Annotated in this window: 25 protein-coding genes and 1 tRNA gene; 20 read left to right on the top strand and 6 right to left on the bottom strand. The window is 63.5% G+C overall.

Annotation, left to right across the window (positions count from 1 at the left end; translation table 11 throughout):
- Nucleotides 1-28 precede the first annotated feature (28 nt).
- The 5 genes from A9J21_RS20485 to A9J21_RS20465 form a co-directional block, all read right to left on the bottom strand.
- On the bottom strand, nt 29-1,066 hold the full coding sequence (locus A9J21_RS20485) for a triacylglycerol lipase (protein ID WP_066738997.1): 1,038 nt from the start codon (nt 1,064-1,066) through the stop codon (nt 29-31).
- Nucleotides 1,063-1,599 (bottom strand): RDD family protein, encoded by a 537-nt coding sequence (locus tag A9J21_RS20480; protein ID WP_066738996.1) that lies wholly within the window; start codon nt 1,597-1,599, stop codon nt 1,063-1,065. The genes A9J21_RS20485 and A9J21_RS20480 overlap by 4 nt, the downstream gene beginning before the upstream one ends.
- A 175-nt stretch (nt 1,600-1,774) precedes the next feature.
- Nucleotides 1,775-2,572 (bottom strand): DUF3106 domain-containing protein, encoded by a 798-nt coding sequence (locus tag A9J21_RS20475; RefSeq protein WP_066738995.1) that lies wholly within the window; start codon nt 2,570-2,572, stop codon nt 1,775-1,777.
- Nucleotide 2,573: 1 nt separating this feature from the next.
- Nucleotides 2,574-3,017 carry a DUF3619 family protein gene (locus A9J21_RS20470; RefSeq protein ID WP_066738994.1) on the bottom strand — a complete coding sequence of 148 codons (444 nt, stop codon included), beginning with the start codon at nt 3,015-3,017 and terminating at the stop codon, nt 2,574-2,576.
- Nucleotides 3,014-3,580, bottom strand: a complete 567-nt coding sequence (locus A9J21_RS20465) for an RNA polymerase sigma factor (protein ID WP_066738993.1) — start codon at nt 3,578-3,580, stop codon at nt 3,014-3,016. The genes A9J21_RS20470 and A9J21_RS20465 overlap by 4 nt, the downstream gene beginning before the upstream one ends.
- Before the next feature lie 386 nt (nt 3,581-3,966).
- On the opposite strand from A9J21_RS20465, the gene A9J21_RS20460 reads away from it, so the two are divergent.
- The 7 genes from A9J21_RS20460 (at nt 3,967) to A9J21_RS20430 (ending at nt 11,635) form a co-directional block, all read left to right on the top strand.
- Nucleotides 3,967-5,730: an acetolactate synthase 3 catalytic subunit gene (locus tag A9J21_RS20460; protein ID WP_066738992.1), complete on the top strand. Its 1,764-nt coding sequence runs from the start codon at nt 3,967-3,969 to the stop codon at nt 5,728-5,730.
- Nucleotides 5,730-6,221 carry an acetolactate synthase small subunit gene (gene ilvN, locus A9J21_RS20455; protein ID WP_008643328.1) on the top strand — a complete coding sequence of 164 codons (492 nt, stop codon included), beginning with the start codon at nt 5,730-5,732 and terminating at the stop codon, nt 6,219-6,221. Before A9J21_RS20460 ends, ilvN begins: the two co-directional genes overlap by 1 nt.
- A gap of 128 nt (nt 6,222-6,349) precedes the next feature.
- Complete coding sequence (gene ilvC / locus A9J21_RS20450; RefSeq protein WP_066738991.1) at nt 6,350-7,366, top strand: ketol-acid reductoisomerase; 1,017 nt, start codon at nt 6,350-6,352, stop codon at nt 7,364-7,366.
- 278 nt (nt 7,367-7,644) lie between these two features.
- Nucleotides 7,645-8,298, top strand: a complete 654-nt coding sequence (locus A9J21_RS20445) for a phosphatidylserine decarboxylase (RefSeq protein ID WP_066738990.1) — start codon at nt 7,645-7,647, stop codon at nt 8,296-8,298.
- 31 nt (nt 8,299-8,329) lie between these two features.
- Nucleotides 8,330-9,232: a CDP-diacylglycerol--serine O-phosphatidyltransferase gene (pssA, locus tag A9J21_RS20440; RefSeq protein ID WP_066738989.1), complete on the top strand. Its 903-nt coding sequence runs from the start codon at nt 8,330-8,332 to the stop codon at nt 9,230-9,232.
- Between the two features lie 71 nt (nt 9,233-9,303).
- Complete coding sequence (gene lysM, locus A9J21_RS20435; RefSeq protein ID WP_066738988.1) at nt 9,304-9,807, top strand: peptidoglycan-binding protein LysM; 504 nt, start codon at nt 9,304-9,306, stop codon at nt 9,805-9,807.
- Between the two features lie 286 nt (nt 9,808-10,093).
- A complete protein-coding gene (locus tag A9J21_RS20430; RefSeq protein WP_066738987.1) occupies nt 10,094-11,635 on the top strand; it encodes a 2-isopropylmalate synthase in 1,542 nt (513 codons plus the stop codon).
- Nucleotides 11,636-11,761: 126 nt separating this feature from the next.
- On the opposite strand, the gene A9J21_RS20425 is transcribed toward A9J21_RS20430, so the two are convergent.
- Nucleotides 11,762-12,301, bottom strand: coding sequence for a hypothetical protein (locus A9J21_RS20425; RefSeq protein WP_156546041.1), 540 nt, complete (start codon nt 12,299-12,301; stop codon nt 11,762-11,764).
- 103 nt (nt 12,302-12,404) lie between these two features.
- Here A9J21_RS20425 and A9J21_RS20420 point away from each other — a divergent pair, with 103 nt between their 5' ends.
- The 13 genes from A9J21_RS20420 to nuoF all read left to right on the top strand — a co-directional run bounded on the left by A9J21_RS20420 (nt 12,405) and on the right by nuoF (nt 24,406).
- Nucleotides 12,405-13,700, top strand: a complete 1,296-nt coding sequence (locus A9J21_RS20420) for a branched-chain amino acid ABC transporter substrate-binding protein (RefSeq protein ID WP_197497536.1) — start codon at nt 12,405-12,407, stop codon at nt 13,698-13,700.
- A 165-nt stretch (nt 13,701-13,865) separates the two neighbouring features.
- Nucleotides 13,866-14,129: a 30S ribosomal protein S15 gene (gene rpsO, locus A9J21_RS20415; protein WP_066738986.1), complete on the top strand. Its 264-nt coding sequence runs from the start codon at nt 13,866-13,868 to the stop codon at nt 14,127-14,129.
- 445 nt (nt 14,130-14,574) lie between these two features.
- The gene (gene pnp, locus A9J21_RS20410; RefSeq protein WP_066738985.1) at nt 14,575-16,743 is read left to right on the top strand and encodes a polyribonucleotide nucleotidyltransferase; all 2,169 of its coding nucleotides are present in this window, start codon (nt 14,575-14,577) and stop codon (nt 16,741-16,743) included.
- A gap of 158 nt (nt 16,744-16,901) precedes the next feature.
- Complete coding sequence (locus A9J21_RS20405) at nt 16,902-17,906, top strand: NAD(P)H-quinone oxidoreductase (protein ID WP_066738984.1); 1,005 nt, start codon at nt 16,902-16,904, stop codon at nt 17,904-17,906.
- A gap of 144 nt (nt 17,907-18,050) precedes the next feature.
- Nucleotides 18,051-18,788, top strand: coding sequence for a triose-phosphate isomerase (tpiA, locus tag A9J21_RS20400; protein ID WP_082926534.1), 738 nt, complete (start codon nt 18,051-18,053; stop codon nt 18,786-18,788).
- A 50-nt stretch (nt 18,789-18,838) separates the two neighbouring features.
- Nucleotides 18,839-19,207 carry a preprotein translocase subunit SecG gene (secG, locus tag A9J21_RS20395; RefSeq protein WP_066738982.1) on the top strand — a complete coding sequence of 123 codons (369 nt, stop codon included), beginning with the start codon at nt 18,839-18,841 and terminating at the stop codon, nt 19,205-19,207.
- A gap of 209 nt (nt 19,208-19,416) precedes the next feature.
- A tRNA-Leu gene (locus A9J21_RS20390) sits at nt 19,417-19,501 on the top strand.
- Nucleotides 19,502-19,671: 170 nt separating this feature from the next.
- Nucleotides 19,672-20,031, top strand: a complete 360-nt coding sequence (locus tag A9J21_RS20385; protein ID WP_029050851.1) for an NADH-quinone oxidoreductase subunit A — start codon at nt 19,672-19,674, stop codon at nt 20,029-20,031.
- Between the two features lie 6 nt (nt 20,032-20,037).
- Nucleotides 20,038-20,520: an NADH-quinone oxidoreductase subunit B family protein gene (locus A9J21_RS20380; protein ID WP_008643342.1), complete on the top strand. Its 483-nt coding sequence runs from the start codon at nt 20,038-20,040 to the stop codon at nt 20,518-20,520.
- A 1-nt stretch (nt 20,521) separates the two neighbouring features.
- A complete protein-coding gene (locus A9J21_RS20375) occupies nt 20,522-21,121 on the top strand; it encodes an NADH-quinone oxidoreductase subunit C (RefSeq protein ID WP_066738981.1) in 600 nt (199 codons plus the stop codon).
- Between the two features lie 10 nt (nt 21,122-21,131).
- The gene (locus A9J21_RS20370; protein WP_066738980.1) at nt 21,132-22,385 is read left to right on the top strand and encodes an NADH-quinone oxidoreductase subunit D; all 1,254 of its coding nucleotides are present in this window, start codon (nt 21,132-21,134) and stop codon (nt 22,383-22,385) included.
- Nucleotides 22,386-22,608: 223 nt separating this feature from the next.
- Complete coding sequence (nuoE, locus tag A9J21_RS20365; protein WP_066739034.1) at nt 22,609-23,109, top strand: NADH-quinone oxidoreductase subunit NuoE; 501 nt, start codon at nt 22,609-22,611, stop codon at nt 23,107-23,109.
- Nucleotide 23,110: 1 nt separating this feature from the next.
- On the top strand, nt 23,111-24,406 hold the full coding sequence (gene nuoF, locus A9J21_RS20360) for an NADH-quinone oxidoreductase subunit NuoF (protein WP_066738979.1): 1,296 nt from the start codon (nt 23,111-23,113) through the stop codon (nt 24,404-24,406).

Below are 24,406 nucleotides of genomic sequence, written 5' to 3'. Positions count from 1 at the left end.
TGACGGAGCCGTGACGGAAACATGAATGTCACATGAAGGTTGATGGCAGCTGCGCGCCGGATGGCTGGTGCGCGGCGTTGAGGGCCGTGGCGGCTGGCTGCCCCTGGAGCATGGTCAACGCGGTGAGCGTCGCCTGCACGGCGCGCGGGTCGCGCAGCAGCGACACATGGCCTATGCCGTCGAGCGCCACGTGCTGCGCACCGTCGAGCCACGACGTGCCCGCCGGGCCGGCGATGGAGTCGTGCCAGCTGAAGACCGAAACGATGCGCGCGCGCATCTCTGGGGTTTCGGCGGCGGCCAGTGCCGCCAGCCATGCACTTTGCCATCGCATCTGCAGGGCGTTGCGTCCGCTGCCGAAGCGCGCAAGTGCGCAGCCTTGATGCGGGCTGCCCAGCGTGACGATGCCCGTGCAGGCGAACCCGCCGCCTGAGTGCTCCGCCAGCACCTGTGCGGCGCGAGCGGCCAGCCCGCCCATGCTGTGACACACCAGCAGCGGGGCCTGACCCGAGCGCGCCTGGATCTCGCGCATGCGCGCCAGCAGTTGCGGGGCGTAGTCGTCGATGTCGCCAAGTACTGGTGCCAGGTCGATGGCCTCGCAGCGATAGCCGGCGTCGGCCAGCGCGGGCGCCATATCGAGCCAGACCGCATGATTGCAGCCGTAACCGTGTACCAGCAGTACGGGAGGGGTATCGGGCAAGGGGCGCGGCGGCTGGGCCAGGGCCAGTCGCGAGCGGAACGGCTGAAGCCAGTTGAACATGCGGAAGACCGCGCGGCATTCGGCCAGGAAGCAGCGCAGTGCCCTGCTGACCCCCAGGCGTTGGCGTGCTGGGGCTTGATCGGATAGAGGCGGCCGGTTCCGACGCGGAATGCCGAGGCCGCCAAGCGTGGCGCCGAATGCCATGGCGACGCTGGCGCCAAAGGCCAGCAGCACGGCGGCCAGGCCGGCGGCCAGCGCCGGCGGCCATGTCCAGCCGTGATCCAGCGCCAGCCAGGCCGCCAATCCGCACGCGGCCGTCGCCTGTACCAGCACGGCGACGCGACGCAGGGCGGCGGCCGTCAGGCTCATGGCTGCGGGGGGCGCAGGTCGGTCAGGCGGGTGCCGGCCAGGCGGTCATGCAGGAACTGCCGGCGCGGATCGAGCCAGGCCAGCGACATCCAGATCAGCAGCCCGGCGGTCAGCACGCCGATGAACGGCCACAGCGTGAGGCCCATCGCATGGCCCACGGCAGCCGCGGGCGGCAGCCACAGCCAGGCCAGCACATAGCGCAGCAGTGCCTTGGGCCAGCCCGGCGGCTGGCCGGCGGCCGTTTCCAGGCGGATGCGCCAGGTCTGCATCGCCAGCGTCTGGCCGTTGCGCTGCCAGAACCACGAGAAATAGACGCCGAGCACGATGAACATCCATACCTGGTCGACGTACATGTGGTTCAGGCCAAGCTGCTGCAGCGCCGGGCGGGCCAGCACCGAGACGGCGCTGGCAAGCATCAGCACGCCAAATAGCAGTACGCCTTCGTAGAGCATGCAAAGCAGGCGACGGCCCAGCGTGGGCGTGCGCGGCATGAGTGGAGTCTGGGTGGGGGCGGCTGGCGTGGCGACAGGCATGGCGCGTGGCAGATCGGGGAAGCGGCCATTATGCCAAACGGCGCGCGGGTGACGATTGCCGAAATGCCGGGGGTGCCGCGTCACGGGGCTTGCCGGTCGTGCAGGGGGATTGCTGGTGGCGCCGGCCGGACAATCTGGCGGTGCTTTCGTGGGGCCGGGTTGCCCGCGGGAGGTACTACGGACGCGTTTCGGTCTGGTTGAAGTCAGTGGCCGCTTCGCCCGTTACCGGGGGCGACAGTGTCGGCGCCTGTGTGGGCGACGCCGGCATCGCGGCAACCGGCGGCGCAGACGCCGGTGCGGTAGCCACCGGGGCGGGAGCCGCCGAGGCACCCGCCAGGGCTGGCGCCGCAGGCGACGAAGCCGGTGTGGCTTCCGGGGCACTGGCTGGCCGGCCCTGATGATGGAGTTGCCGGCTCGTATCGGCTGGCGGGCGCTTGCCCGATGGCAATGCGCTGACGGCGCCCGGACGGCGTGGCACCTTTTCGGCGGCGGCCAGCTTTTTCTTCTGTTCCTCAGGCAGCTGCTGATAACGATCCCAAGCTTCCGCCTTCTTTTCCGGTGGCAGCTGGCGCGTGATCTGGTAGTTCTCGCGTGCCAGGCGGCGCTGTTGCGGCGTCATCCTGACCCACTCGGTCATCCGCTCCTGCAGGCGCTGCTGCTCCTCGGGCTTGAGCGTGGGGTACAGGTCGGCAATGCGCTGCCACTTGCGGCGGTTCAGTTCCGGAATCGTGTCCCAGAGCGGCTGCAGCGGCGCCAGAATCTGACGATGCGACGCAGACAGTTCCTGCCAGGTAGGGTGGGCGTTGATCACCGGGCGCGCGGCCGGCTGACTGGCCGGCTGGGCTTGTGGTCCCTGCGCGTGGGCTTCATCCATCACGAAATCGATGGAAAGTGCGGCCAGGGTGGCGCCGGCAGCGCAAAGAGCGGCTAGCCGGCGACGGAATGCGTCGGTACGGGAAATTGCGCGGGCCATCTTATTGGTCGCGGTCCCGCTTCAGGAACACGTGGAAGCCCTGGTCGGCGTAAGCCGTCGGGGGCAGGTCGTCGAGCAGCATTGCAGCATCGACGTCGGCAAGCTCCTCGACGCGCTTCTGCTGTTGCCAGTGGTAGATGCCCATCAGGCCGGCACCCAGTGCGACCAGCGTCCACACCAGCGCCAGCTTGCGCAGCCATGCACCGGCGCGGTGCAGCGGGGTGTCGTCCTCGTCGTCGAAGGCGTAGCCGTGCGGTGCGCCGGGCAGCGCGAGCTGCGGCACGTGAGCGTGCACTTCCGCCTTCCTGGCGGCCAGCGCCATGCGCCGCGCGGCAGCCAGCCGTTCGGAAATGTCCCGCGGCAGCGCCTCCGCGGAGGCATCGAGTGCCACGCGGATCTCATGGGCGAAGCGCCGTTCCTGGATATCTCGTTCGTTTCTGCTCATAGTCGGACTCCCCGCGCACGCAACGCTTGCGCCAGCGTATGCGTGGCGCGGGAACAGTGCGTCTTGACGCTGCCTTCCGAACAGCCCATCACGGCTGCGGTTTCGGCTACGTCCATATCCTCCCAGTAACGCATCAGGAAAGCCTCGCGTTGACGCGTGGGCAATCGTTGAATTTCCTGCTCGATGATATGCATGACCTGGGCCCGCTCGACCTTGTCGGCGCTGCTTTCGGCCATTTCTGTGCCGCTTTCGGCTTCCAGCGTGTCCAGCAGGTCGCTGTCGTCGCCGTCGCGGTCATCGCGCAGGTTCGAGAACAGGGTCACCCACGTGTTCCGCACCTTCTGGCGGCGGAACCAGTCGTGGATGGTGTTCTGCAAGATGCGCTGGAACAGGGGCGGCAGTTCGTTGGCGCCCTTGTCGCCGTACTTTTCCGCCAGCTTGATCATGGCGTCCTGCACGATGTCCAGCGCAGCTTCATCGTCACGCACGGCGAACACGGCCTGTTTGAAGGCGCGGCGTTCGACGCTGGCGAGAAAGTCTGAGAGTTCCTTGTCGGTGGCCATGCAGGCGAAAACAGCAGTTGGGCGCTCAGGCCAGGCCGAATGTGCCGGACTCGTCCTGTGGCACCCCGGAAATGTCTGCGATGCTAGCAAAAAACAGCTGCCTTCTGCCACTCCTGTATTCAAGTGCAGACATGCTGGCTTGATACCGCAACGTGCGATTGTCGCGCCTTTGCCCTGCGCCGGTGCGGTCGTGCAAAAAGTTCCGTCGATTCATTTACCGCGCTGGTGCATTGCAGTATCATCGACGGTTCACGACATCAGTGGTTGTCTCATCAGACCGCTTATAAGGCGGTCTCTTCATGCAGACGCGCACCGCTTGAACCCGAGCCACAAGCCCGGCAGAGAGCATCCAAACAATTTTTTGCCGAAAATTGCAAAGGACAGAAATGAACATGCCCAGCGCGGAATTCTCCCACGCAGACAGCAATTCATCCTCCGGTCGGGAAATGATCGGAGCGGAAATCCTCGTCAACGCACTTGCCGAAGAAGGCGTCGAGTACGTCTGGGGCTACCCCGGCGGCGCAGTGCTCTATATCTACGACGAGCTCCACAAGCAAAAGAAATTCGAACACATCCTGGTCCGCCACGAGCAGGCCGCCGTGCATGCCGCTGACGGCTATGCCCGCGCGACCGGCAAGGTGGGCGTGGCACTGGTGACTTCGGGCCCGGGCGTGACCAACGCCGTGACCGGCATCGCCACTGCCTACCTGGATTCGATCCCGATGGTGGTGATTACCGGCAACGTGCCGACCCACGCCATTGGTCAGGATGCGTTCCAGGAATGCGACACCGTCGGCATCACGCGCCCGATCGTCAAGCACAACTTCCTCGTGAAGGATGTGCGCGACCTGGCCGCGACGATCAAGAAGGCGTTCTTCATTGCCGCCACCGGCCGACCGGGCCCCGTGGTGGTCGACATCCCGAAGGACGTGTCGCGCAACGCCTGCAAGTTCGAGTACCCGAAGGCCGTCGACATGCGGTCGTACAACCCGGTGAACAAGGGTCACTCGGGTCAGATCCGCAAGGCCGTGGCGCTGCTGCAGGGCGCCGAGCGCCCGTATATCTATTCGGGCGGCGGCGTGGTGCTGGCAAACGCCAGCGACGAACTGCGCGAGCTGGCCGCACTGACCGGGCACCCGGTGACCAACACGCTGATGGGCCTGGGCGCGTTCCCGGGCACGCACAAGCAGTTCGTCGGCATGCTCGGCATGCACGGCACGTATGAGGCCAACATGGCCATGCAGAACTGCGACGTGCTGATCGCCATCGGCGCCCGCTTTGACGACCGCGTGATCGGCAATCCTTCGCACTTCACGGCGCAGGCCCGCAAGATCATCCACATCGACATCGACCCGTCGTCGATCTCGAAGCGCGTCAAGGTGGACATTCCCATCGTCGGCAACGTCAAGGACGTGCTGCAGGAACTGATCGCCCAGATCAAGGCCAGCGACGTCAAGCCCAAGCGCGAGGCGCTGGCGAAGTGGTGGGACCAGATCGAGCAATGGCGTTCGGTGGACTGCCTCAAGTACGACCGCAATTCCGAGATCATCAAGCCGCAGTACGTGGTGGAAAAGATCTGGGAACTGACCAAGGGCGATGCGTTCATCTGCTCGGACGTCGGCCAGCACCAGATGTGGGCTGCGCAGTTCTACAAGTTCGACGAACCGCGCCGCTGGATCAACTCGGGTGGCCTGGGCACGATGGGCGTGGGCCTGCCGTACGCGATGGGCATCAAGAAGGCATTCCCGGACAAGGAAGTCGTCACCATCACCGGTGAAGGCTCGATCCAGATGTGCATCCAGGAACTGTCGACCTGCCTGCAGTACGACACCCCGGTCAAGATCTGCTCGCTGAACAACGGCTACCTGGGCATGGTGCGCCAGTGGCAGGAAATCGAGTACGACAACCGTTACTCGCATTCCTACATGCAGGCACTGCCCGACTTCGTGAAGCTGGCTGAATCGTATGGCCACGTGGGCATGCGCATCGAGAAGTCCTCCGATGTTGAGCCGGCCCTGCGCGAGGCATTCCGTCTGAAGGACCGCACCGTGTTCCTGGATTTCCAGACCGACCCCACCGAAAACGTGTGGCCGATGGTCCAGGCCGGCAAGGGAATCTCCGAAATGCTGCTCGGCGCGGAGGACCTGTAATGCGACACATCATCTCGGTCCTGCTGGAAAACGAACCCGGCGCGCTGTCGCGCGTGGTGGGCCTGTTCTCGGCCCGTGGATACAACATCGAGACGCTGACGGTGGCTCCCACCGAAGATGCGTCGCTGTCGCGGATGACCATCGTCACCACCGGTTCGGACGACGTGATCGAACAGATCACGAAGCACCTGAACCGCCTGGTGGAAGTGGTCAAGGTGGTGGATCTGACCGAAGGCGCGCATATCGAGCGCGAGCTGATGCTGGTCAAGGTCCGTGCCGTCGGCAAGGAGCGCGAGGAAATGAAGCGCACCGCCGACATCTTCCGTGGCCGCATCATCGATGTGACCGAAAAGACGTACACCATCGAGCTGACCGGCAACGGCGGCAAGCTGGATGCGTTCCTCGATGCCATCGACCGCACCGCGATCCTGGAAACCGTCCGTACGGGCGGCTCCGGCATCGGCCGTGGCGAGCGCATCCTGAAGGTCTGACCGGCGCCCCCGGCAACAGAGCACGGCCACAAGCCGACACGCAGTATCCCGAAGCGGCGCGACGACCCAAAAGTCAGGCGTTGCGCCGCCACCCCAATACGAAGATTTGAGAAATTGAAGGAACTATCATGAAAGTGTTTTACGACAAGGACGCCGACCTCTCCCTCATCAAGGGCAAGAATGTCACCATCATCGGCTACGGCTCGCAAGGCCACGCCCACGCGCTGAACCTGAAGGATTCGGGCGTGAACGTGACGGTCGGTCTGCGCAAGAGCGGCGCGTCGTGGAACAAGGCCGCCAACGCCGGCCTGCAGGTCAAGGAAGTGGCCGAAGCCGTGAAGGGCGCGGACGTGGTCATGATCCTGCTGCCGGACGAGCAGATCGCCGACGTGTACAAGAACGAAGTGCACGCCAACATCAAGGAAGGCGCTGCGCTGGCCTTCGCCCACGGTTTCAACGTGCACTACGGTGCCGTGATCCCGCGTGCCGACCTGGACGTGATCATGATCGCCCCGAAGGCCCCGGGCCACACGGTGCGTTCGACGTACTCGCAAGGTGGCGGCGTGCCGCACCTGATCGCCGTGCACCAGAACAAGTCCGGCGCTGCCCGTGACATCGCCCTGTCGTACGCCACCGCCAACGGCGGCGGCCGTGCCGGCATCATCGAGACGAACTTCCGCGAAGAAACCGAAACCGACCTGTTCGGCGAACAGGCCGTGCTGTGCGGCGGTACCGTCGAGCTGATCAAGGCTGGCTTCGAGACGCTGGTGGAAGCCGGCTACGCTCCGGAAATGGCCTACTTCGAGTGCCTGCACGAGCTGAAGCTGATCGTCGACCTGATCTATGAAGGCGGCATCGCCAACATGAACTACTCGATCTCGAACAACGCCGAATATGGCGAGTACGTCACCGGTCCGCGCGTCGTGACGGAAGAGACGAAGAAGGCCATGAAGCAGTGCCTGACCGACATCCAGACCGGCGAATACGCCAAGAGCTTCCTGCTGGAAAACAAGGCCGGCGCCCCGACGCTGATCTCGCGCCGCCGCCTGACGGCCGAGCACCAGATCGAGGAAGTGGGTGCCAAGCTGCGCGCGATGATGCCGTGGATCGCCAAGAACAAGCTGGTCGACCAGTCGAAGAACTAAGCAGTACGGGCAGAAGCGGGTCTCCCGGCCGATGCGGCCAGGTGACCCGCCAGCGCCGCAGCCGCCCAGTCGGCCGCCGGTCTTTTGTGAGTGCACAAGACATTTCGGCGGTGACTGGGCGGCTTTTTGTTATCCTTGTCGGACTTTTTCAGGCGCAGGCCTGAATTTTTTCTTATCTCTCGCGCCGACATATCCTGAATGCATGGCACGCGGTACGCTGCGGGCTGGCATGTCGACAGGATTTGCAGAATCTGTGCGAACAACAGAACAATGCTTGCATGAACTATCCTCATCCGCTTATCGCCCGTGAAGGCTGGCCGTTCCTGGCCGGCGCTTTCATCATCTCGCTGCTGGTGCATGTCAGCGCGGGCTTCTGGTGGGCGTTGCCGTTGTGGATCATCACGATTTTCGTGCTGCAGTTCTTCCGCGACCCGCCGCGGCCAATTCCATCGGCACCGAACGCCATCCTGGCCCCGGCCGACGGCCGTATCGTGGTGGTCGAAAAGACGCAGGACCCGTATGCTGGCCGCGAGGCGCTGAAGATCAGCGTGTTCATGAACGTGTTCAACGTGCATTCGAACCGCGCGTCGCTGGACGGCAAGGTCGAGAAGCTTGAATATTTCCCGGGCAAGTTCGTCAACGCGGACCTGGACAAGGCATCGCTGGAAAACGAGCGCAACGCGGTGGTGATCCGCCGCGCGGCCGATGGCCAGCTGGTCACGCTGGTGCAGGTGGCCGGACTGGTGGCGCGCCGGATCCTCTGCTACACCCGTGTGGGCGATACGCTGTCGCGCGGCCAGCGCTATGGCTTCATCCGCTTCGGTTCGCGCGTCGACGTGTATCTGCCCGTGGATGCCCGCCCGCGCGTGACGATCGGCGAGAAGGTGTCGGCTTCGTCGACCGTGCTCGCCGAGCTGGACGTGCAGGCCTGAGGCCGGACCGGTCAGCAACAGGAGACCTGGCATGGGTGCCTTCAACCGACGCAACAAGCGCGTGAGCAATGGCAACGTGACGCACCTGCGTCCGTTCCGCCATAACCAGCTGCGCAACGAAGCCGCCTACGAGGCCGACGAGCACGACATCGAATACGTGCGTCCGCGCCGGCGCGGCATCTACCTGCTGCCCAATGCGTTCACCACGGCGGCGCTGTTCGCGGGCTTCTTCGCGATCGTGCAGGCCATGAACATGCGCTTCGATGTGGCGGCCATTGCCATCTTCGCGGCCATGGTGCTGGATGGCATGGACGGCCGCGTGGCGCGAATCACCAATACGCAGAGCGCGTTTGGCGAGCAGTACGATTCGCTGTCGGACATGACATCGTTCGGCGTGGCGCCGGCGCTGGTGATGTACGAGTGGATCCTGCACGACCTGGGCAAGTGGGGCTGGATCGCGGCCTTTGTCTATTGCACCTGCGCCGCGCTGCGGCTGGCGCGTTTCAACGCCAATATCGGCGTGGTCGACAAGCGCTTCTTCCAGGGGTTGCCAAGCCCGGCAGCGGCCGCACTGGTGGCCGGCTTCGTCTGGCTTGCCATCGACAACAAGCTGCCCGTGAAGGAACTGTGGATGCCGTGGGTCGCCTTTGCGATCACACTCTATGCAGGCCTGTCGATGGTGTCGAATGCGCCGTTCTACAGCGGCAAGGCGCTCGACGTTCGCTATCGCGTGCCGTTCGGCATGATGGTGCTGGTTCTGGTGCTGTTCGTGATCGTGTCGTCCGATCCGCCGGTGGCGTTGTTCGGCCTGTTCGTCGCCTACGCGATCTCGGGCTACCTGCTATGGGCCTGGCGTGCGATGCATGGCCAGTCGGGCGGAGTGGCCAAGGCGCGTGCCGGCGGTAACGGCAACGGCTCGGACAGCGGCGACTGACCGGATTTTGAAGAAAGGGCGCTCATCGGGCGCCCTTTGTTTTTTCCGTTCCACAACCTCAGGAGAATGTCATGGGCATGTTTGACTTCATCAAGGAAGCGGGAGAGAAGCTGTTCGGGAAGGGTGAGGCGAAAGCGGCACAGGAAGCCGCTGCGGCCGATCCGTCCGCGAGCGACAAGGCCGATGCGGCCAACCGCGCGGCTGGCGACGCCATCGAGGCCTATATCGCCCAGATGGGGCTGTCCGCCACGGGCCTGACCGTGACCGTGGACGGCTCGCAGGGCAAGGTCACCGTGTTCGGTGTGGCGCCGGACCAGGCCACGCGCGAGAAGATCATCCTGTGCTGCGGCAACGTGGCGGGGGTGGATTCGGTGGAGGACAAGATGTCGGTCAACGTGGAGACCGCCGAGTCGCAGTGGCATACCGTGGTGAAGGGCGACACGCTGTGGGCGATTTCCCAGGCCGCTTACGGCAACGGGGCCGAGTACAACAAGATCTTCGAGGCCAACAAGCCGATGCTGACGCACCCGGACAAGATCTACCCGGGCCAAAAACTGCGCATTCCTCCGAAATAACCCGGTTGCGCCGCCGCAGCAAACCAGCTATAGTCGCCGACATGATTTCGCACCAGACCCTAATCGCCCGCACCACCCTAGGTGGCCTACTAGGCCATCAGGTCGGGACGCGCGCGCGCTAAGGGACTCGGTTACCGCCCTGGCGCGGAAATCACCAGGATTTTTGAAAACGCCCCGGCCTGCATTCATGCACGCCGGGGCGTTTTGCATTCCGATCCGAATGCCCGGTGTCGTGATAGCGGGACGGCGGACCAGCACATAAGGCACAGCCCAGGAGCTCCACAAAATGTCTGACAAACTCATCATTTTCGACACCACCTTGCGCGATGGCGAGCAGTCGCCCGGTGCGTCCATGACCCGCGAAGAGAAGATCCGCATCGCGCGTCAGCTGGAACGCCTGAAGGTCGATGTGATCGAGGCCGGTTTTGCGGCCAGCTCCAATGGCGATTTCGAAGCGATTCGCTCGATTGCCCAGGTTGTTAAGGATTCGACGATCTGCTCGCTGGCCCGCGCCAACGACAAGGACATCGCACGTGCCGCCGAGGCGCTGAAGCCCGCCAACTCGTTCCGTATCCACACGTTCATCGCCACGTCGGCGCTGCATATGGAGAAGAAGCTCCGCATGACGCCGGACCAGGTCTACGAACAGGCCCGCCTGGCCGTGCGCTTCGCGCGCCAGTTCACCGACGACATCGAGTTCTCGCCCGAAGACGGCAGCCGTTCGGACATGGACTTCCTGTGCCGCGTGCTCGAAGGTGTGATCGCCGAAGGCGCGACCACGATCAACCTGCCCGACACCGTTGGCTATGCTGTGCCGGAAGGCTATGCGGAGCTGATCCGTTCGGTGCGCGAGCGTATCCCGAACTCGGACAAGGCAGTCTGGTCGGTGCATTGCCACAACGACCTGGGCATGGCTGTGGCGAACTCGCTGGCCGCGGTGAAGCTGGGCGGCGCGCGCCAGATCGAATGCACGATCAACGGCCTTGGCGAGCGCGCAGGCAACACGAGCCTGGAAGAGGTGGTGATGGCCGTGAAGACGCGCCGCGACTACTTCAACATGGACGTCGGCATCGATACCACGCAAATCGTGCCGGCATCGAAGCTCGTGTCGCAGGTGACCGGTTTCGTGGTGCAGCCGAACAAGGCCGTCGTAGGCGCCAACGCATTTGCCCACGCTTCGGGCATCCACCAGGATGGCGTGCTCAAGGCGCGCGATACCTACGAGATCATGCGCGCGGAGGATGTGGGCTGGACCGCCAACAAGATCGTGCTGGGCAAGCTCTCAGGTCGCAACGCCTTCAAGCAGCGCCTGCAGGAACTGGGCATCGAACTCGAAAGCGAAGCCGAAATCAACGCCGCGTTTGCCCGCTTCAAGGAACTGGCCGACCAGAAGGCCGAGATCTTTGATGAAGACATCCTGGCGATCGTTTCCGACGAAGAGCAGGAAAACGCCAACGAGCACTATCGTTTCGTGTCGCTGTCGCAGCGCTCGGAAACCGGCGAGCGTCCGCACGCCCGTGTGGTGTTCAATATCGACGGCGCCGAGCAGACTGGCGAAGCCGAAGGCAATGGCCCGGTGGATGCCACCCTGCACGCCATCGAGGGCCGCGTGAACAGCGGTGCCGAACTGGTGCTGTATTCGGTGAACGCCATCACGGCCGGTACGCAGGCCCAGGGCGAGGTGACTGTGCGCCTGTCCAAGGCCGGCCGCATCGTCAATGGCGTGGGGACCGATCCGGACATCGTTGCCGCATCGGCCAAGGCCTACCTGGCCGCACTGAACAAGCTGCACGACAAGGCCGTGCAGAAGATCAATCCGCAGATCTGACCCTTATCTGACCTGATTCCTGCGATGCGACGGCGGGGCTCACAAGGCCCCGACTGTCATGAACCGCCCGGCCCGCTGCGTATCCCGCGGGGCCGGGCGGTTTGTCGTTTGTGCGCCCGGTGCGGATCAGCGCGGATCCGGGCGGTCGCGTAGCGGATCGGGCGTGACCAGCGTCCGGCGCAGCACGCCGGCATCGTCGAACATGAAGTTGAACATCGAGTACCACTGGTCTTCGTGCAGGAAACGGTAGCTCCAGGCTTCCTGTTTCAGGCGCGGGTAGTACTCGATGGGCTCGCGCGGTGCGCCGAAGTGTTCCAGTACGTCTTTCTTGGTCCACTCGTTGATCTTGGCCTTGTACAGTTCGGTCGTGGTCAGCATCTGACGGAAATTGGTCAGCTTTCCGTCACGGTCGAAATCAGCCGCATAGGAATATTCGCCAAGCGGCTGCTTCGAGTAGAACCAGCGCGTGGTGCCGTCGTCTAGCCGGTACACGTCGGTAGGCTTGCCGAACGTTGCCTCCACGGCACTCTGCGGCTGGCCCACGAGCTTGAGGCCGGTGTTGACGGGGGCCAGTGCGGGCCCGAGGCCGCTGCAGCCGGCCAGGGCGCCGGTGGCCAGAGTCAAAGCGGCGATCCAGTGCCGGGCGACTTGCGGAAATTTCGTCATGTTCGTCGATTTGCTGCAAAAATGTGCATTAGTCGTAGTGTAGCGGGCGCGGGCGCAATGTGTGTACCATCCCGGCTTTTGCGCAGAAGAAGGGAAGTCTCGAATGAGCGGAATCCGAACAAGCGGGCGCGTGAACCGGCTGCGGGCCTGGCTGGCGGCAACGCTGTGCTGCGTAGCAACGGTTGCGGCAGCTCAGCAGCCAGCGGGCGCGCCGATCCGGCTTGGCATGATCGACGGGCTGTCCGGACCGTTCGCCAACGCCGGCGAAGCCGTGGTGCGCAACCTGCGGATTGCGATCGAGCGCATCAATACGCGGGGCGGCGTGAAGCTGCCCGATGGCGCCCATCCGCTGGAGCTGGTGACGTTCGACAGCAAGGGCAACGTCGATGAAAGCCTGATCCAGTTCCGCAGCCTGGTCGACAAGCGCATCCCGTTTGTCCTGCAGGGAAACAGTTCTGCGGTAGCCAGTGCGCTGGTGGCGGCCATCAATCGACAGAATCAGCGGCAGCCGGACACGCGCGTGCTGTTCCTGAACTATTCGGCCGTCGATCCCACGCTGACCAACGAAAATTGCAGTTTCTGGCATTTCCGCTTTGATGCCAGTGCCGACATGCGGATGCAGGCGCTGACCGAGGCCATCCGCAGCGAGCACGCGGTGCGCAAGGTCTACCTGATCGACCAGGACTACAGTTTCGGCCACCAGGTTTCCCGTTCCGCGCGCGAAATGCTGGCGGCCAAGCGGCCCGATATCCAGATCGTGGGCGACGAATTCCACCCCATCGGCAAGATCAAGGACTTCGCGCCGTATATCGCCAAGATCAAGGCCAGCGGTGCCGATGCGGTGGTCACCGGCAACTGGGGCAACGACCTGACGCTGATGGTCAAGGCCGCGCGCGAAGGTGGGCTCAATGCTCGCTTCTACACGTTCTACGGCAACGGGCTAGGTGCGCCTGCCGCGATGGGCGATGCCGGCGTGGGCCGGGTGCTGGCCGTGGCGGAATGGCATCCGAACGTGGGTGGCGCGGCGTCCGACGCTTTTTACGAGGCTTTTCGCGCCCGCTATCCCGATCCGCGCGACGACTACGTGCATCTGCGCATGCAGATGATGGTGGAAATGCTGGCCCGCGCAATTGAGCAGGCTGGCGGCACCGACGCCGTGGCGGTAGCCTACGCGCTGGAGAACATGCGTTTCACGAACGGATTCCACGAGGCCACGGTGCGGGCCGACGACCATCAGGTGCTGCAGCCGCTTTACGTCTCGATGATGGCAAAGCAGGGCGGCCAGGTGCGCTTCGACAACGAGGGCTCGGGTTACGGCTTCCGCACCGTGAAGAAGCTCAAGACCGCCCAGACGACGCTGCCCACCACGTGCCGGATGGAGCGCCCGGCCCGGAATTGAGCGAATGCGCGGCGGCGGGCTTCGCCGCCGGGCGGAATTCGGCTATAATGCGCGGCTGTCGTCCACAAGCCACCTGGCTGTGGGAGGCAGATGCCGAGTCAAAGCAAGGCACGACGCAAGTGGCGCATTCCGCGCTGCAGCGTTCGCAAGTGAAAGGAAAACATCATGGCAATTGCCAACAAGTCCGAAGTCATCCAGAAGTTCGCCCGCGGCGCCAACGACACGGGTAGCCCCGAAGTCCAGGTCGCTCTGCTGACCACCCGCATCAACGAACTGACCCCGCACTTCAAGGCCAACATGAAGGATCACCACAGCCGCCGCGGTCTGCTGCGCATGGTGAGCCGTCGTCGTCGCCTGCTGGACTACCTCAAGGCCCGCGACGCTGACCGTTACCGCGCCCTGATCGAAGCCCTGGGCCTGCGCAAGTAAGGTCTGCGGATGGCAGCACGGATCCTGCAAGCGTTGTTCAAGCACGATTTCGCGTGAGGCCACGATGCCTGCGCCAGCACTGCTGGGGCAGGCATTTTGCTTTTCTGCACCGGCGATTTTCAGCCGGGCTGCACTTGATGTGATGTTCGTTTCACATTAAATTCGGGCGAATTTGTCCGTACGCCGTTGCGCCATGCCGTGCGACGGAGTAAGTTACCTCGCTCTTTCTGACACCGGAACCGGCCAAGGAAACGGGGTTTTGTGTCATTCCATCGCGTATCGCATCGTCCTCATGCTGGGCCGGACGGTGGCGCGATGGAATGGCATAGCACTTCCCTGAGACTGCGGACCGGGGCAAATTCCGGCAGTCCGCCTGCCGCTGCGAGCGCAGGCGTCGGCCCGCCGTATCTGTTTACGGCAGGCAAGCATGATTCAAGGAACGCTCATGACCATGTTCAACAAGATCGTCAAGGAATTCCAGTGGGGCCAGCACACGGTCCGCATGGAAACCGGCGAAATCGCCCGTCAGGCATCGGGTGCCGTGATCGTCGACGTGGAAGACACCGTGGTGCTGGCCACCGTGGTGGCAGCCAAGAGCCCGAAGGCGGGCCAGGACTTCTTCCCGCTGACCGTCGACTACATCGAAAAGACCTATGCCGCCGGCAAGATCCCGGGTGGCTTCTTCAAGCGTGAAGGCCGTCCGTCGGAAAACGAGACGCTGACCTCGCGCCTGATCGACCGTCCGCTGCGTCCGCTGTTCCCGGAAGGCTTCTACAACGACGTGCAGGTGGTGATCCACGTGCTGTCGATCAACCCGGAAGTGCCGGCAGACGTCCCGGCGCTGATCGCCTCGTCGGCCGCGCTGGCCGTGTCGGGCATCCCGTTCAGCGGCCCCGTGGGCGCCGCCCGCGTTGGCTACAAGGACGGCCAGTACCTGCTGAACCCGACCCGTTCGCAGATCGCCGCTTCGGAACTGGATCTCGTCGTCGCCGGTACCGAGCGTGCCGTGCTGATGGTGGAATCGGAAGCCAACCAGCTGTCGGAAGACGTGATGCTGGGCGCAGTGGTGTACGGCCACGAGCAGATGCAGACCGCCATCAACGCCATCCACGAACTGGTCCGTGAAGGCGGCAAGCCGGAATGGGACTGGGCGCCTGCCGCCAAGAACGAGGCACTGATCGCCAAGGTCAGCGAGGTGGGCCTGCCGCTGCTGCAGGAAACGTATCAGCTGCGCCAGAAGTCGGCCCGTAGCGCCAAGCTCAAGGAAGTCTACGCAACCGTGCAGGCCAAGCTGGCCGAAGCTGGCGTGGAAGCCGACAAGGTGGAAGTCGGCAACGTCCTGTTCGACCTGGAAGCCAAGATCGTGCGTGGTCAGATCCTGGCCGGCGAGCCGCGTATCGACGGCCGCGACACGCGCACGGTGCGCCCGATCGAGATCCGTTCGTCGGTGCTGCCGCGCGCCCACGGTTCGTCGCTGTTCACGCGTGGCGAAACGCAGGCACTCGCAGTGGCAACGCTGGGCACCAAGAGCGACGAGCAGATCATCGACGCGCTGGCTGGCGAATACCGCGACCGCTTCATGCTCCACTACAACATGCCTCCGTTCGCCACTGGCGAGACGGGTCGCGTGGGCAGCCCGAAGCGTCGTGAAATCGGTCACGGCCGTCTGGCCAAGCGTGCACTGATCCCGGTGCTGCCGAAGGAAGACGAATTCGCCTACACGATCCGCCTGGTTTCGGAAATCACCGAATCCAACGGCTCGTCGTCGATGGCCTCGGTGTGCGGCGGCTGCCTGGCACTGATGGACGCTGGCGTTCCGGTGAAGGCGCACGTGGCCGGCGTGGCCATGGGCCTGATCCTGGAAGGCAACAAGTTTGCCGTGCTGACCGACATCCTGGGCGACGAAGATCACCTGGGCGACATGGACTTCAAGGTGGCTGGTACCGATTCGGGTATCACGGCGCTGCAGATGGACATCAAGGTGCAGGGCATCACCAAGGAAATCATGCAGGTGGCACTGGCGCAGGCCCGTGAAGGCCGCATGCACATCCTGGGCAAGATGCAGGAAGCGATGGGCCACGCCCGCACCGAGCTGTCAGAGCACGCACCGCGCATGATCACGATGAAGATCCATCCGGACAAGATTCGTGAAGTGATCGGCAAGGGTGGTTCGACCATCCAGGCGCTGACCAAGGAAACCGGCACGACCATCGACATCCAGGAAGACGGCACGATCACGATCGCGTCGACGTCGACCGATGGCATGGCCGAAGCCAAGCGCCGCATCGAAGGCATCACCGCCGAAGCCGAAGTGGGCAAGATCTACGCCGGTACCGTGCTGAAGCTGCTGGACTTCGGTGCCATCGTGAACATCCTGCCGGGCAAGGACGGACTGCTGCATATCTCCGAGATCGTCAACGAGCGCGTCAAGGACATCAAGGACTGGCTGAAGGAAGGCCAGCAGGTTCGCGTGAAGCTGATCCAGGCCGACGAGAAGGGTCGCCTGCGTCTGTCGCTGAAGGCAGCGCTGGCCGAAGAGGGTGGCAGCATCAGCCCGATCGCCCAGCAAGGCGACGCACCGGCTGCGCCGACCTCGCCGGAACAGCAGCAGTAAGCTGAACGGCAGGCAGTACCTGTAGCAGTACCCGTAAAAGCGGCTGGCGATGTCCAGCCGCTTTTTTGTTTACACTGCCGGTCAGTCTTTTTTCCTGCGTTTGGCGCGCGCATTCTTGCCGCGCGCGATGCGACATACGACATTGATGAGGAGCGATCATGAAAGCCATCGAAATCCGTGAATACGGCGGCCCTGAAGTCCTGCAGGAAACGCAGCGTCCCGACCCGGAGCCGAAGGCCGGAGAAATCCTGATCCGCGTGGCGGCTGCGGGCATCAATCGTCCCGATGTGTTCCAGCGCACGGGCAACTATCCGGTGCCCCCCGGTGCCTCGGATCTGCCCGGCCTTGAGGTGGCGGGCGTGGTGGCGGGCGGCGACCTGTCGAATCCGGCAAATCGCTTCGGGCTGAAGGTGGGCGACCGGGTTTGCGCGCTGGTGCAGGGCGGCGGATACGCCGAGCTGTGCACGGCGCCGATCGAGCAATGCCTGCCGGTGCCGGAAGGCCTCAGCGATATCGAAGCTGCCGCGCTGCCGGAGACGTTCTTCACGGTGTGGAGCAACGTGTTCGACCGCGGTCAGCTGGGCAAAGGCCCGCGCGGTGCGGCTGAAACGCTGCTGATCCAGGGTGGGTCGAGCGGCATCGGCACCACGGCGATCCAGATCGCGAAGGCGATGGGTTTCAAGGTGTTCGTCACGGCCGGTAGCGACGACAAGTGCAAGGCTTGCGAAGACCTGGGTGCTGACCGCGCAATCAACTACAAGACGCAGGACTTCGCGGCCGAGGTCAAGGCGTTGACCGAAGGCAAGGGCGTCGACGTGATCCTCGACATGGTGGCCGGCTCGTACCTGGCGCGCGAACTGTCGTGCATCGCCGACGATGGCCGCATCGTCATCATCGCGTTGCTGGGCGGCGGCAAGGCCGAGATCCCGCTGGGCGATATCCTGCGTCGACGCATCACCGTTACCGGTTCGACGCTGCGTCCGCGCCCGGCGTCGTTCAAGGGCGCCATCGCGCAGGCGCTGCATCAGAACGTCTGGCCGCTGCTGGCATCGGGCAAGATCAAGCCGGTGATCTACAAGGTGTTCCCGGCCGCGCAGGCTGCCGATGCCCATCGCCTGATGGAATCGAGCGAGCACACCGGCAAGATCGTGCTGACCTGGTAATCCGGTGTCTTGGTCCCGCTATTGCGCCATTGCGGGCGCAATTGTGGGCCGATGACCACTGGGTGTCCGCAATTGTCCGCCGTGCGCTGGCGGCACCCCCTTGACCACGCTACAATAGCCGGTTTGATTTGAGAGGGGACCCTTGTGAGACAAAAGCTGGTCATCGGCAATTGGAAGATGCACGGCAGCCTTGCCGCCAACGCGGCCCTGCTCGAAGGCATCAAGGCAGCGCCGGCCAAGGCGAAACTGGCCGTCTGCGCACCGTTCCCCTATCTTGCCCAGTGCCAGTCGCTGCTCACCGGTACCCAGGTGTCGTGGGGTGCCCAGGACACGTCCGCAGAGGCGCGCGGCGCCTTCACGGGCGAAGTTGCCGCCCCGATGCTGGCTGAGTTTGGCTGCGCCTACGTGCTGGTGGGTCACTCCGAGCGCCGCACCTACCACGGCGAGACCGATGCGACGGTGGCTGCCAAGGCGCTGCGCGCACTGGAATCCGGTCTGGTCCCCGTGGTTTGCGTCGGCGAAACGCTGGCCGAGCGCGAGGCAGGGCAGACCGAGGCAGTGGTGGGGCGCCAGCTGCAGGCTGTGCTTGATGCCCTGTCTATCGAGCAACTGAATCACATTGTCCTGGCCTATGAGCCTGTCTGGGCCATCGGCACCGGCAAGACGGCCACCAGCGAGCAGGCCCAGGCCGTGCACGCCGCGCTGCGCGCGCAGGTGGCTGGCAAGGATGCGAGCGTGGCCCAGAATATTGCCATCCTGTACGGTGGCAGCGTGAAGCCGGACAATGCGGCGGAACTGTTTTCCATGTCCGATATCGACGGGGGGCTGATTGGCGGCGCCTCGCTGAAGGCGGATGATTTCCTCGCGATCGGCAACGCCTGAATGCCGGATGCGACTGTCTGATCAGGCAAGTACGAAACGAATTTAACCAAATGGCAATTTTCAAGACTCTGTTGGTCGTCGTGCAGGTTCTGTCCGCGCTGGGCGTGATCGGCCTGGTCCTGCTGCAGCACGGCAAGGGCGCCGATGTTGGCGCGGCGTTCGGTTCCGGCGCATCGGGCAGCCTGTTCGGTGCATCGGGCTCGGCAAACTTCCTGTCGCGTACCACAGCCGTCCTGGCTGCGCTGTTCTTCGCGTGCACGCTGGGCCTGACGTTGCTTGGCAACTACAAGCCGCAGGCTTCGCTGGGCGTGATGGGTGCCGGTCAGCAGCCGCAGGCCGCGCAGGCTTCGGCGCCGTCCGCATCGGCTCCGGCAGCGGCTGCAGCCTCCGCGCCTGCCGCGCCCGCAGTGCCGAAGTAAGCTTCGGCATCGGCGCAATAATCGAACAGTGTGTTCACGGATTCCTGATTTAATTTGTAGTTGTGCATTGAACAAATCAGGAATCATGAGTTAGAATGCAAGGCTTGAAACGATTCCCCAGCGCGGGGCGAAAACCAAAGGACAGACTCCTTTGACAACGCTTCGTAGGGTGTAAAAACCCGGCGCAAGGCAATATTGTTTCTCCCCCAGCCGACGTGGTGAAATTGGTAGACACGCTATCTTGAGGGGGTAGTGGCGAAAGCTGTGCGAGTTCGAGTCTCGCCGTCGGCACCAAACAATTGATCGGAAGTCATTGTCGCATCCATGTCATGCATGGATCGCAACATGACTCTCCGGCAGTCCGCAAGGCGGCGCCGTGCTAAGACGGGATGGCGCCTGGGGTGGGCAACAGGTCGCCGCTAGCTGGTGCTGTTGACAACATTCCAGATAAGGCTGGCCGTACCTTGACACTCGAAGCCTACTTCCCCGTCCTCGTCTTCATCCTCTTTGGCATCGTGCTCGGTGTAGCGCTGATGTCCATTGGTCGGATTCTCGGTCCCAACAATCCTGACGCAGCGAAGCTGTCGCCGTACGAGTGCGGCTTCGAAGCATTTGAGGATGCGCGCATGAAGTTCGACGTGCGCTACTACCTCATCGCCATCCTCTTTATCCTGTTCGATCTCGAAACTGCCTTCCTGTTTCCCTGGGGCGTTGCCCTCAAGGACATCGGTTGGCCGGGATTCATCGCCATGGGCGTGTTTCTGCTGGAATTCATCGTGGGCTTCGTCTACATCTGGAAAAAGGGCGCGCTCGATTGGGAGTGATGTGAAATGGCAATCGAAGGCGTTCTCAACGAAGGCTTTGTCACGACGACCGCTGACAAGCTGATCAACTGGACCCGTACGGGTTCCCTGTGGCCCATGACGTTCGGTCTGGCCTGCTGTGCAGTGGAAATGATGCACGCTGGCGCCGCACGCTACGACATGGACCGTTTCGGCGTGATCTTCCGCCCGTCGCCGCGTCAGTCCGACGTGATGATCGTGGCCGGCACGCTGTGCAACAAGATGGCCCCCGCGCTGCGCAAGGTCTACGACCAGATGGCAGAACCGCGCTGGGTGATCTCGATGGGCTCGTGCGCCAACGGCGGCGGCTACTACCACTATTCGTATTCGGTGGTGCGTGGCTGCGACCGGATCGTGCCGGTCGACATCTATGTTCCGGGCTGCCCGCCGACGGCGGAAGCGCTGATCTACGGCGTGATCCAGCTCCAGAACAAGATCAAGCGTACCAACACCATCGCGCGCAAGGGCTGACATGGCGAACCTCGATACCCTCAAGGCCACCCTCGAGAAAGTTCTGGGCAAGCGCGTGCAGAACCTGACCGAGGCCGTTGGCGAACTGACGCTGATCGTCAAGGCCGCCGACTACCTCGACGCTGCACGCCTGCTGCGCGACGATCCGTCGCTGCATTTCGAGCAGGCGGTCGATCTCTGCGGCGTCGACTATTCCGATTATGCCGAAGGCACCTGGGACGGCCCGCGCTTCGCGGCTGTCACGCACCTGCTGTCGGTCAAGCACAACTGGCGCCTGCGCCTGCGCGTGTTCGCGCCGGATGACGACATGCCCGTGGTGCCGTCGCTGATCGATGTGTGGAACTCGCTGAACTGGTTCGAGCGTGAAGCGTTCGACTTCTACGGCATCGTGTTCGAAGGCCACCCCGACCTGCGACGCCTGCTGACGGACTACGGCTTCGTCGGCCATCCGTTCCGCAAGGACTTCCCGGTCTCGGGCTACGTGGAAATGCGTTACGACCCCGAGCAGAAGCGGGTCATCTACCAGCCGGTGACGATCGAGCCGCGCGAAATCACGCCGCGCGTGATTCGCGAGGAAAACTACGGCGGCACGAAGCACTGAGAACGGCGTCATGGCAGATATCAAGAACTACACCCTCAACTTCGGTCCCCAGCACCCTGCGGCACACGGCGTGCTGCGCCTGGTGCTCGAGCTGGACGGCGAAGTCATCCAGCGTGCCGATCCCCACATCGGCCTGCTGCACCGTGCCACGGAAAAGCTGGCCGAGCAGAAGAGCTGGATCCAGAGCGTTCCCTACATGGATCGTCTCGACTACGTGTCGATGATGGTCAACGAACACGCCTACGTGATGGCAATCGAGCGGATGCTTGGCATCGAGGTGCCGATCCGCGCGCAGTACATCCGTGTGATGTTCGACGAGATCACCCGTCTGCTGAACCACCTGATGTGGATCGGCGCCCACGCGCTGGACGTTGGCGCGATGGCCGTGTTCCTGTACGCGTTCCGCGAGCGCGAGGACATGTTCGACATGTACGAGGCGGTGTCGGGTGCGCGCATGCACGCGGCCTACTACCGTCCGGGCGGCGTCTACCGCGATCTGCCGGACACGATGCCGCAGTACCGTGCGTCGAAGATCCACAACGAGAAGGCCATCAAGGTCATGAACGAAAACCGTTCGGGCTCACTGCTGGACTTCATCGAGGACTTCACGAACCGTTTTCCGACGTACGTGGATGAATATGAGACGCTGCTGACCGATAACCGTATCTGGAAGCAACGTCTGGTGGATATCGGCGTGGTCACCCCCGAACGCGCGCTGCAGATGGGTTTCACTGGTCCGATGCTGCGTGGCTCGGGCATCGAGTGGGATCTGCGCAAGAAGCAGCCGTACGAGGTGTACGACAAGATGGACTTCGACATCCCGGTGGGCACGGCGGGCGACTGCTACTCGCGCTACCTGGTGCGCGTGGAAGAAATGCGCCAGTCGAACCGCATCATCAAGCAATGCATCGACTGGCTGCGTCGCAACCCGGGTCCGGTGATTTCCGAGAACCACAAGGTGGCGCCCCCGTCGCGCGTGGACATGAAGTCCAACATGGAAGAGCTGATTCACCATTTCAAGCTCTTCACGGAAGGCATCCACGTACCGCCGGGCGAGGCTTACGCGGCCGTGGAACACCCGAAGGGCGAGTTTGGGATCTATGCGATCTCGGACGGTGCGAACAAGCCGTATCGCCTGAAGATCCGTGCCCCGGGCTTTGCCCACCTGGCCGCGCTCGACGAGATGGCCAAGGGACACATGATTGCGGATGCGGTCACGATCATCGGTACACAGGACATCGTGTTCGGCGAGATCGACCGCTAAGGGATACCGGCAGAAAGGTATCCCGTCACAGGCCGTTGCCCGGACGACGATCCGGGCGTGTTCGGCCGGCCCCGGCGGTAATGGTGGCGGCAGGCTCAGGCCTGCGACGGACCGGCAGGGAATGCGCTGGAGCGTTCCGGGCCGGCAGAACATGGCAGCGACGGCTGCAAACCAGCGAAGCCTGGCGTAAAGGGTTGGGCTTCGCCGTATTACTGCAATGACCATGCTATCAGCAGAAGCTCTCAAGGAAATCGATCGCGCGATCGCGAAGTATCCGACCGACCAGAAGCAGTCGGCCGTGATGGCGGCACTCGCCGTGGCACAGGGCGAGGTGGGCTGGGTTTCCCCCGAAGTCATGCAGTTCGTCGCCAGCTACCTGGAAATGCCGCCCGTGTGGGTGGAAGAGGTGGCCACGTTCTACAACATGTATGACACCAAGCCGGTGGGCAAGTACAAGCTCACCGTCTGCACCAACCTGCCGTGCGCGCTGTCGGGCGGCGACCGGGCTGGCGAATACCTGAAGCGCAAGCTCGGGATCGACTACAACGAAACCACCGCTGATGGCTGCTTCACGCTGAAGGAAGGCGAGTGCATGGGCGCTTGCGGCGACGCACCGGTGATGATCGTCAACAACACCCGCATGTGCAGCTTCATGAGCGACCAGAAGCTCGACGCCCTGGTCGACGAGCTCAAGGCCGAAGCCGCCGCCAAGGGGGACAAGTAACATGACCTCTCTGCACGACCGTCACATCAAGCCGCTGATCCTGGCCGGCCTGGACGGCAAGAACTGGCACCTCGAGGACTACGTCAAGCGCGGCGGCTATGCCCAGCTGCGCCGTATCCTCGAACAGAAGGTAACGCCCGAGCAGGTGATTGCCGACGTCAAGGCCTCGGGCCTGCGTGGCCGTGGCGGCGCGGGTTTCCCGACCGGCCTGAAGTGGAGCTTCATGCCGCGTTCGTTCCCGGGCCAGAAGTACCTGGTCTGCAATACCGACGAAGGCGAGCCGGGCACGTTCAAGGACCGCGACATCATCCGCTACAACCCGCATGCGCTGATCGAAGGCATGGCTATCGGGGCGTACGCGATGGGTATCACCGTGGGCTACAACTACATCCACGGCGAAATCTGGAACGAATACAAGATCTTCGAGGAAGCCCTCGAGGAAGCACGCCGCGCCGGTTTCCTGGGCGACAACATCCTGGGATCGGGCTTCAACTTCCAGTTGCATGCCCACCACGGCTACGGTGCGTACATCTGCGGCGAGGAAACCGCGCTGCTGGAATCGCTGGAAGGCAAGAAGGGCCAGCCGCGTTTCAAGCCGCCTTTCCCGGCCAGCTTCGGCCTGTACGGCAAGCCGACCACGATCAACAACACCGAGACGTTCGCCGCGGTGCCGTTCCTCCTGGCCGTGGGCCCCGAGGAATACCTGAAGATGGGCAAGCCGAACAACGGCGGCACCAAGATCTTCTCGATCTCTGGCGACGTCCAGCGTCCGGGCAACTACGAAATCCCGCTGGGCACGCCGTTCTCCGAACTGCTGGAGCTGGCGGGCGGCATGCGCGGTGGCAAGGCGCTCAAGGCGGTCATCCCTGGCGGTTCGTCGGCACCGGTGGTGCCGGCCGACCTGATGATGGCGTCGACCATGGACTACGACTCGATCGCCAAGGCCGGCTCGATGCTGGGCTCGGGCGCCGTGATCGTCATGGACGAGACGCGCTGCATGGTGCGGTCGCTGCTGCGCCTGTCGTATTTCTACTTTGAAGAATCGTGCGGCCAGTGCACGCCGTGCCGTGAAGGCACCGGCTGGCTCTACCGCATGGTGAATCGTATTGAACACGGAGAAGGCCGCCAGGAAGATCTGGACCTGCTCAATAACGTCGCGGAAAACATCATGGGTCGCACGATTTGCGCGCTCGGCGATGCCGCGGCGATGCCGGTACGCGGCATGCTCAAGCACTACTGGAAAGAGTTCGAATATCACGTCGAACACAAGCAGTGCATGGTCCCGGCCCATTCCTGA

It is taken from the genome of Cupriavidus sp. D384 (assembly GCF_001652915.1).
Taxonomy (GTDB): domain Bacteria; phylum Pseudomonadota; class Gammaproteobacteria; order Burkholderiales; family Burkholderiaceae; genus Cupriavidus.
The sequence above is the reverse complement of the archived record's forward strand: the minus strand, read 5'-3'. Positions and strand labels throughout refer to the sequence as shown.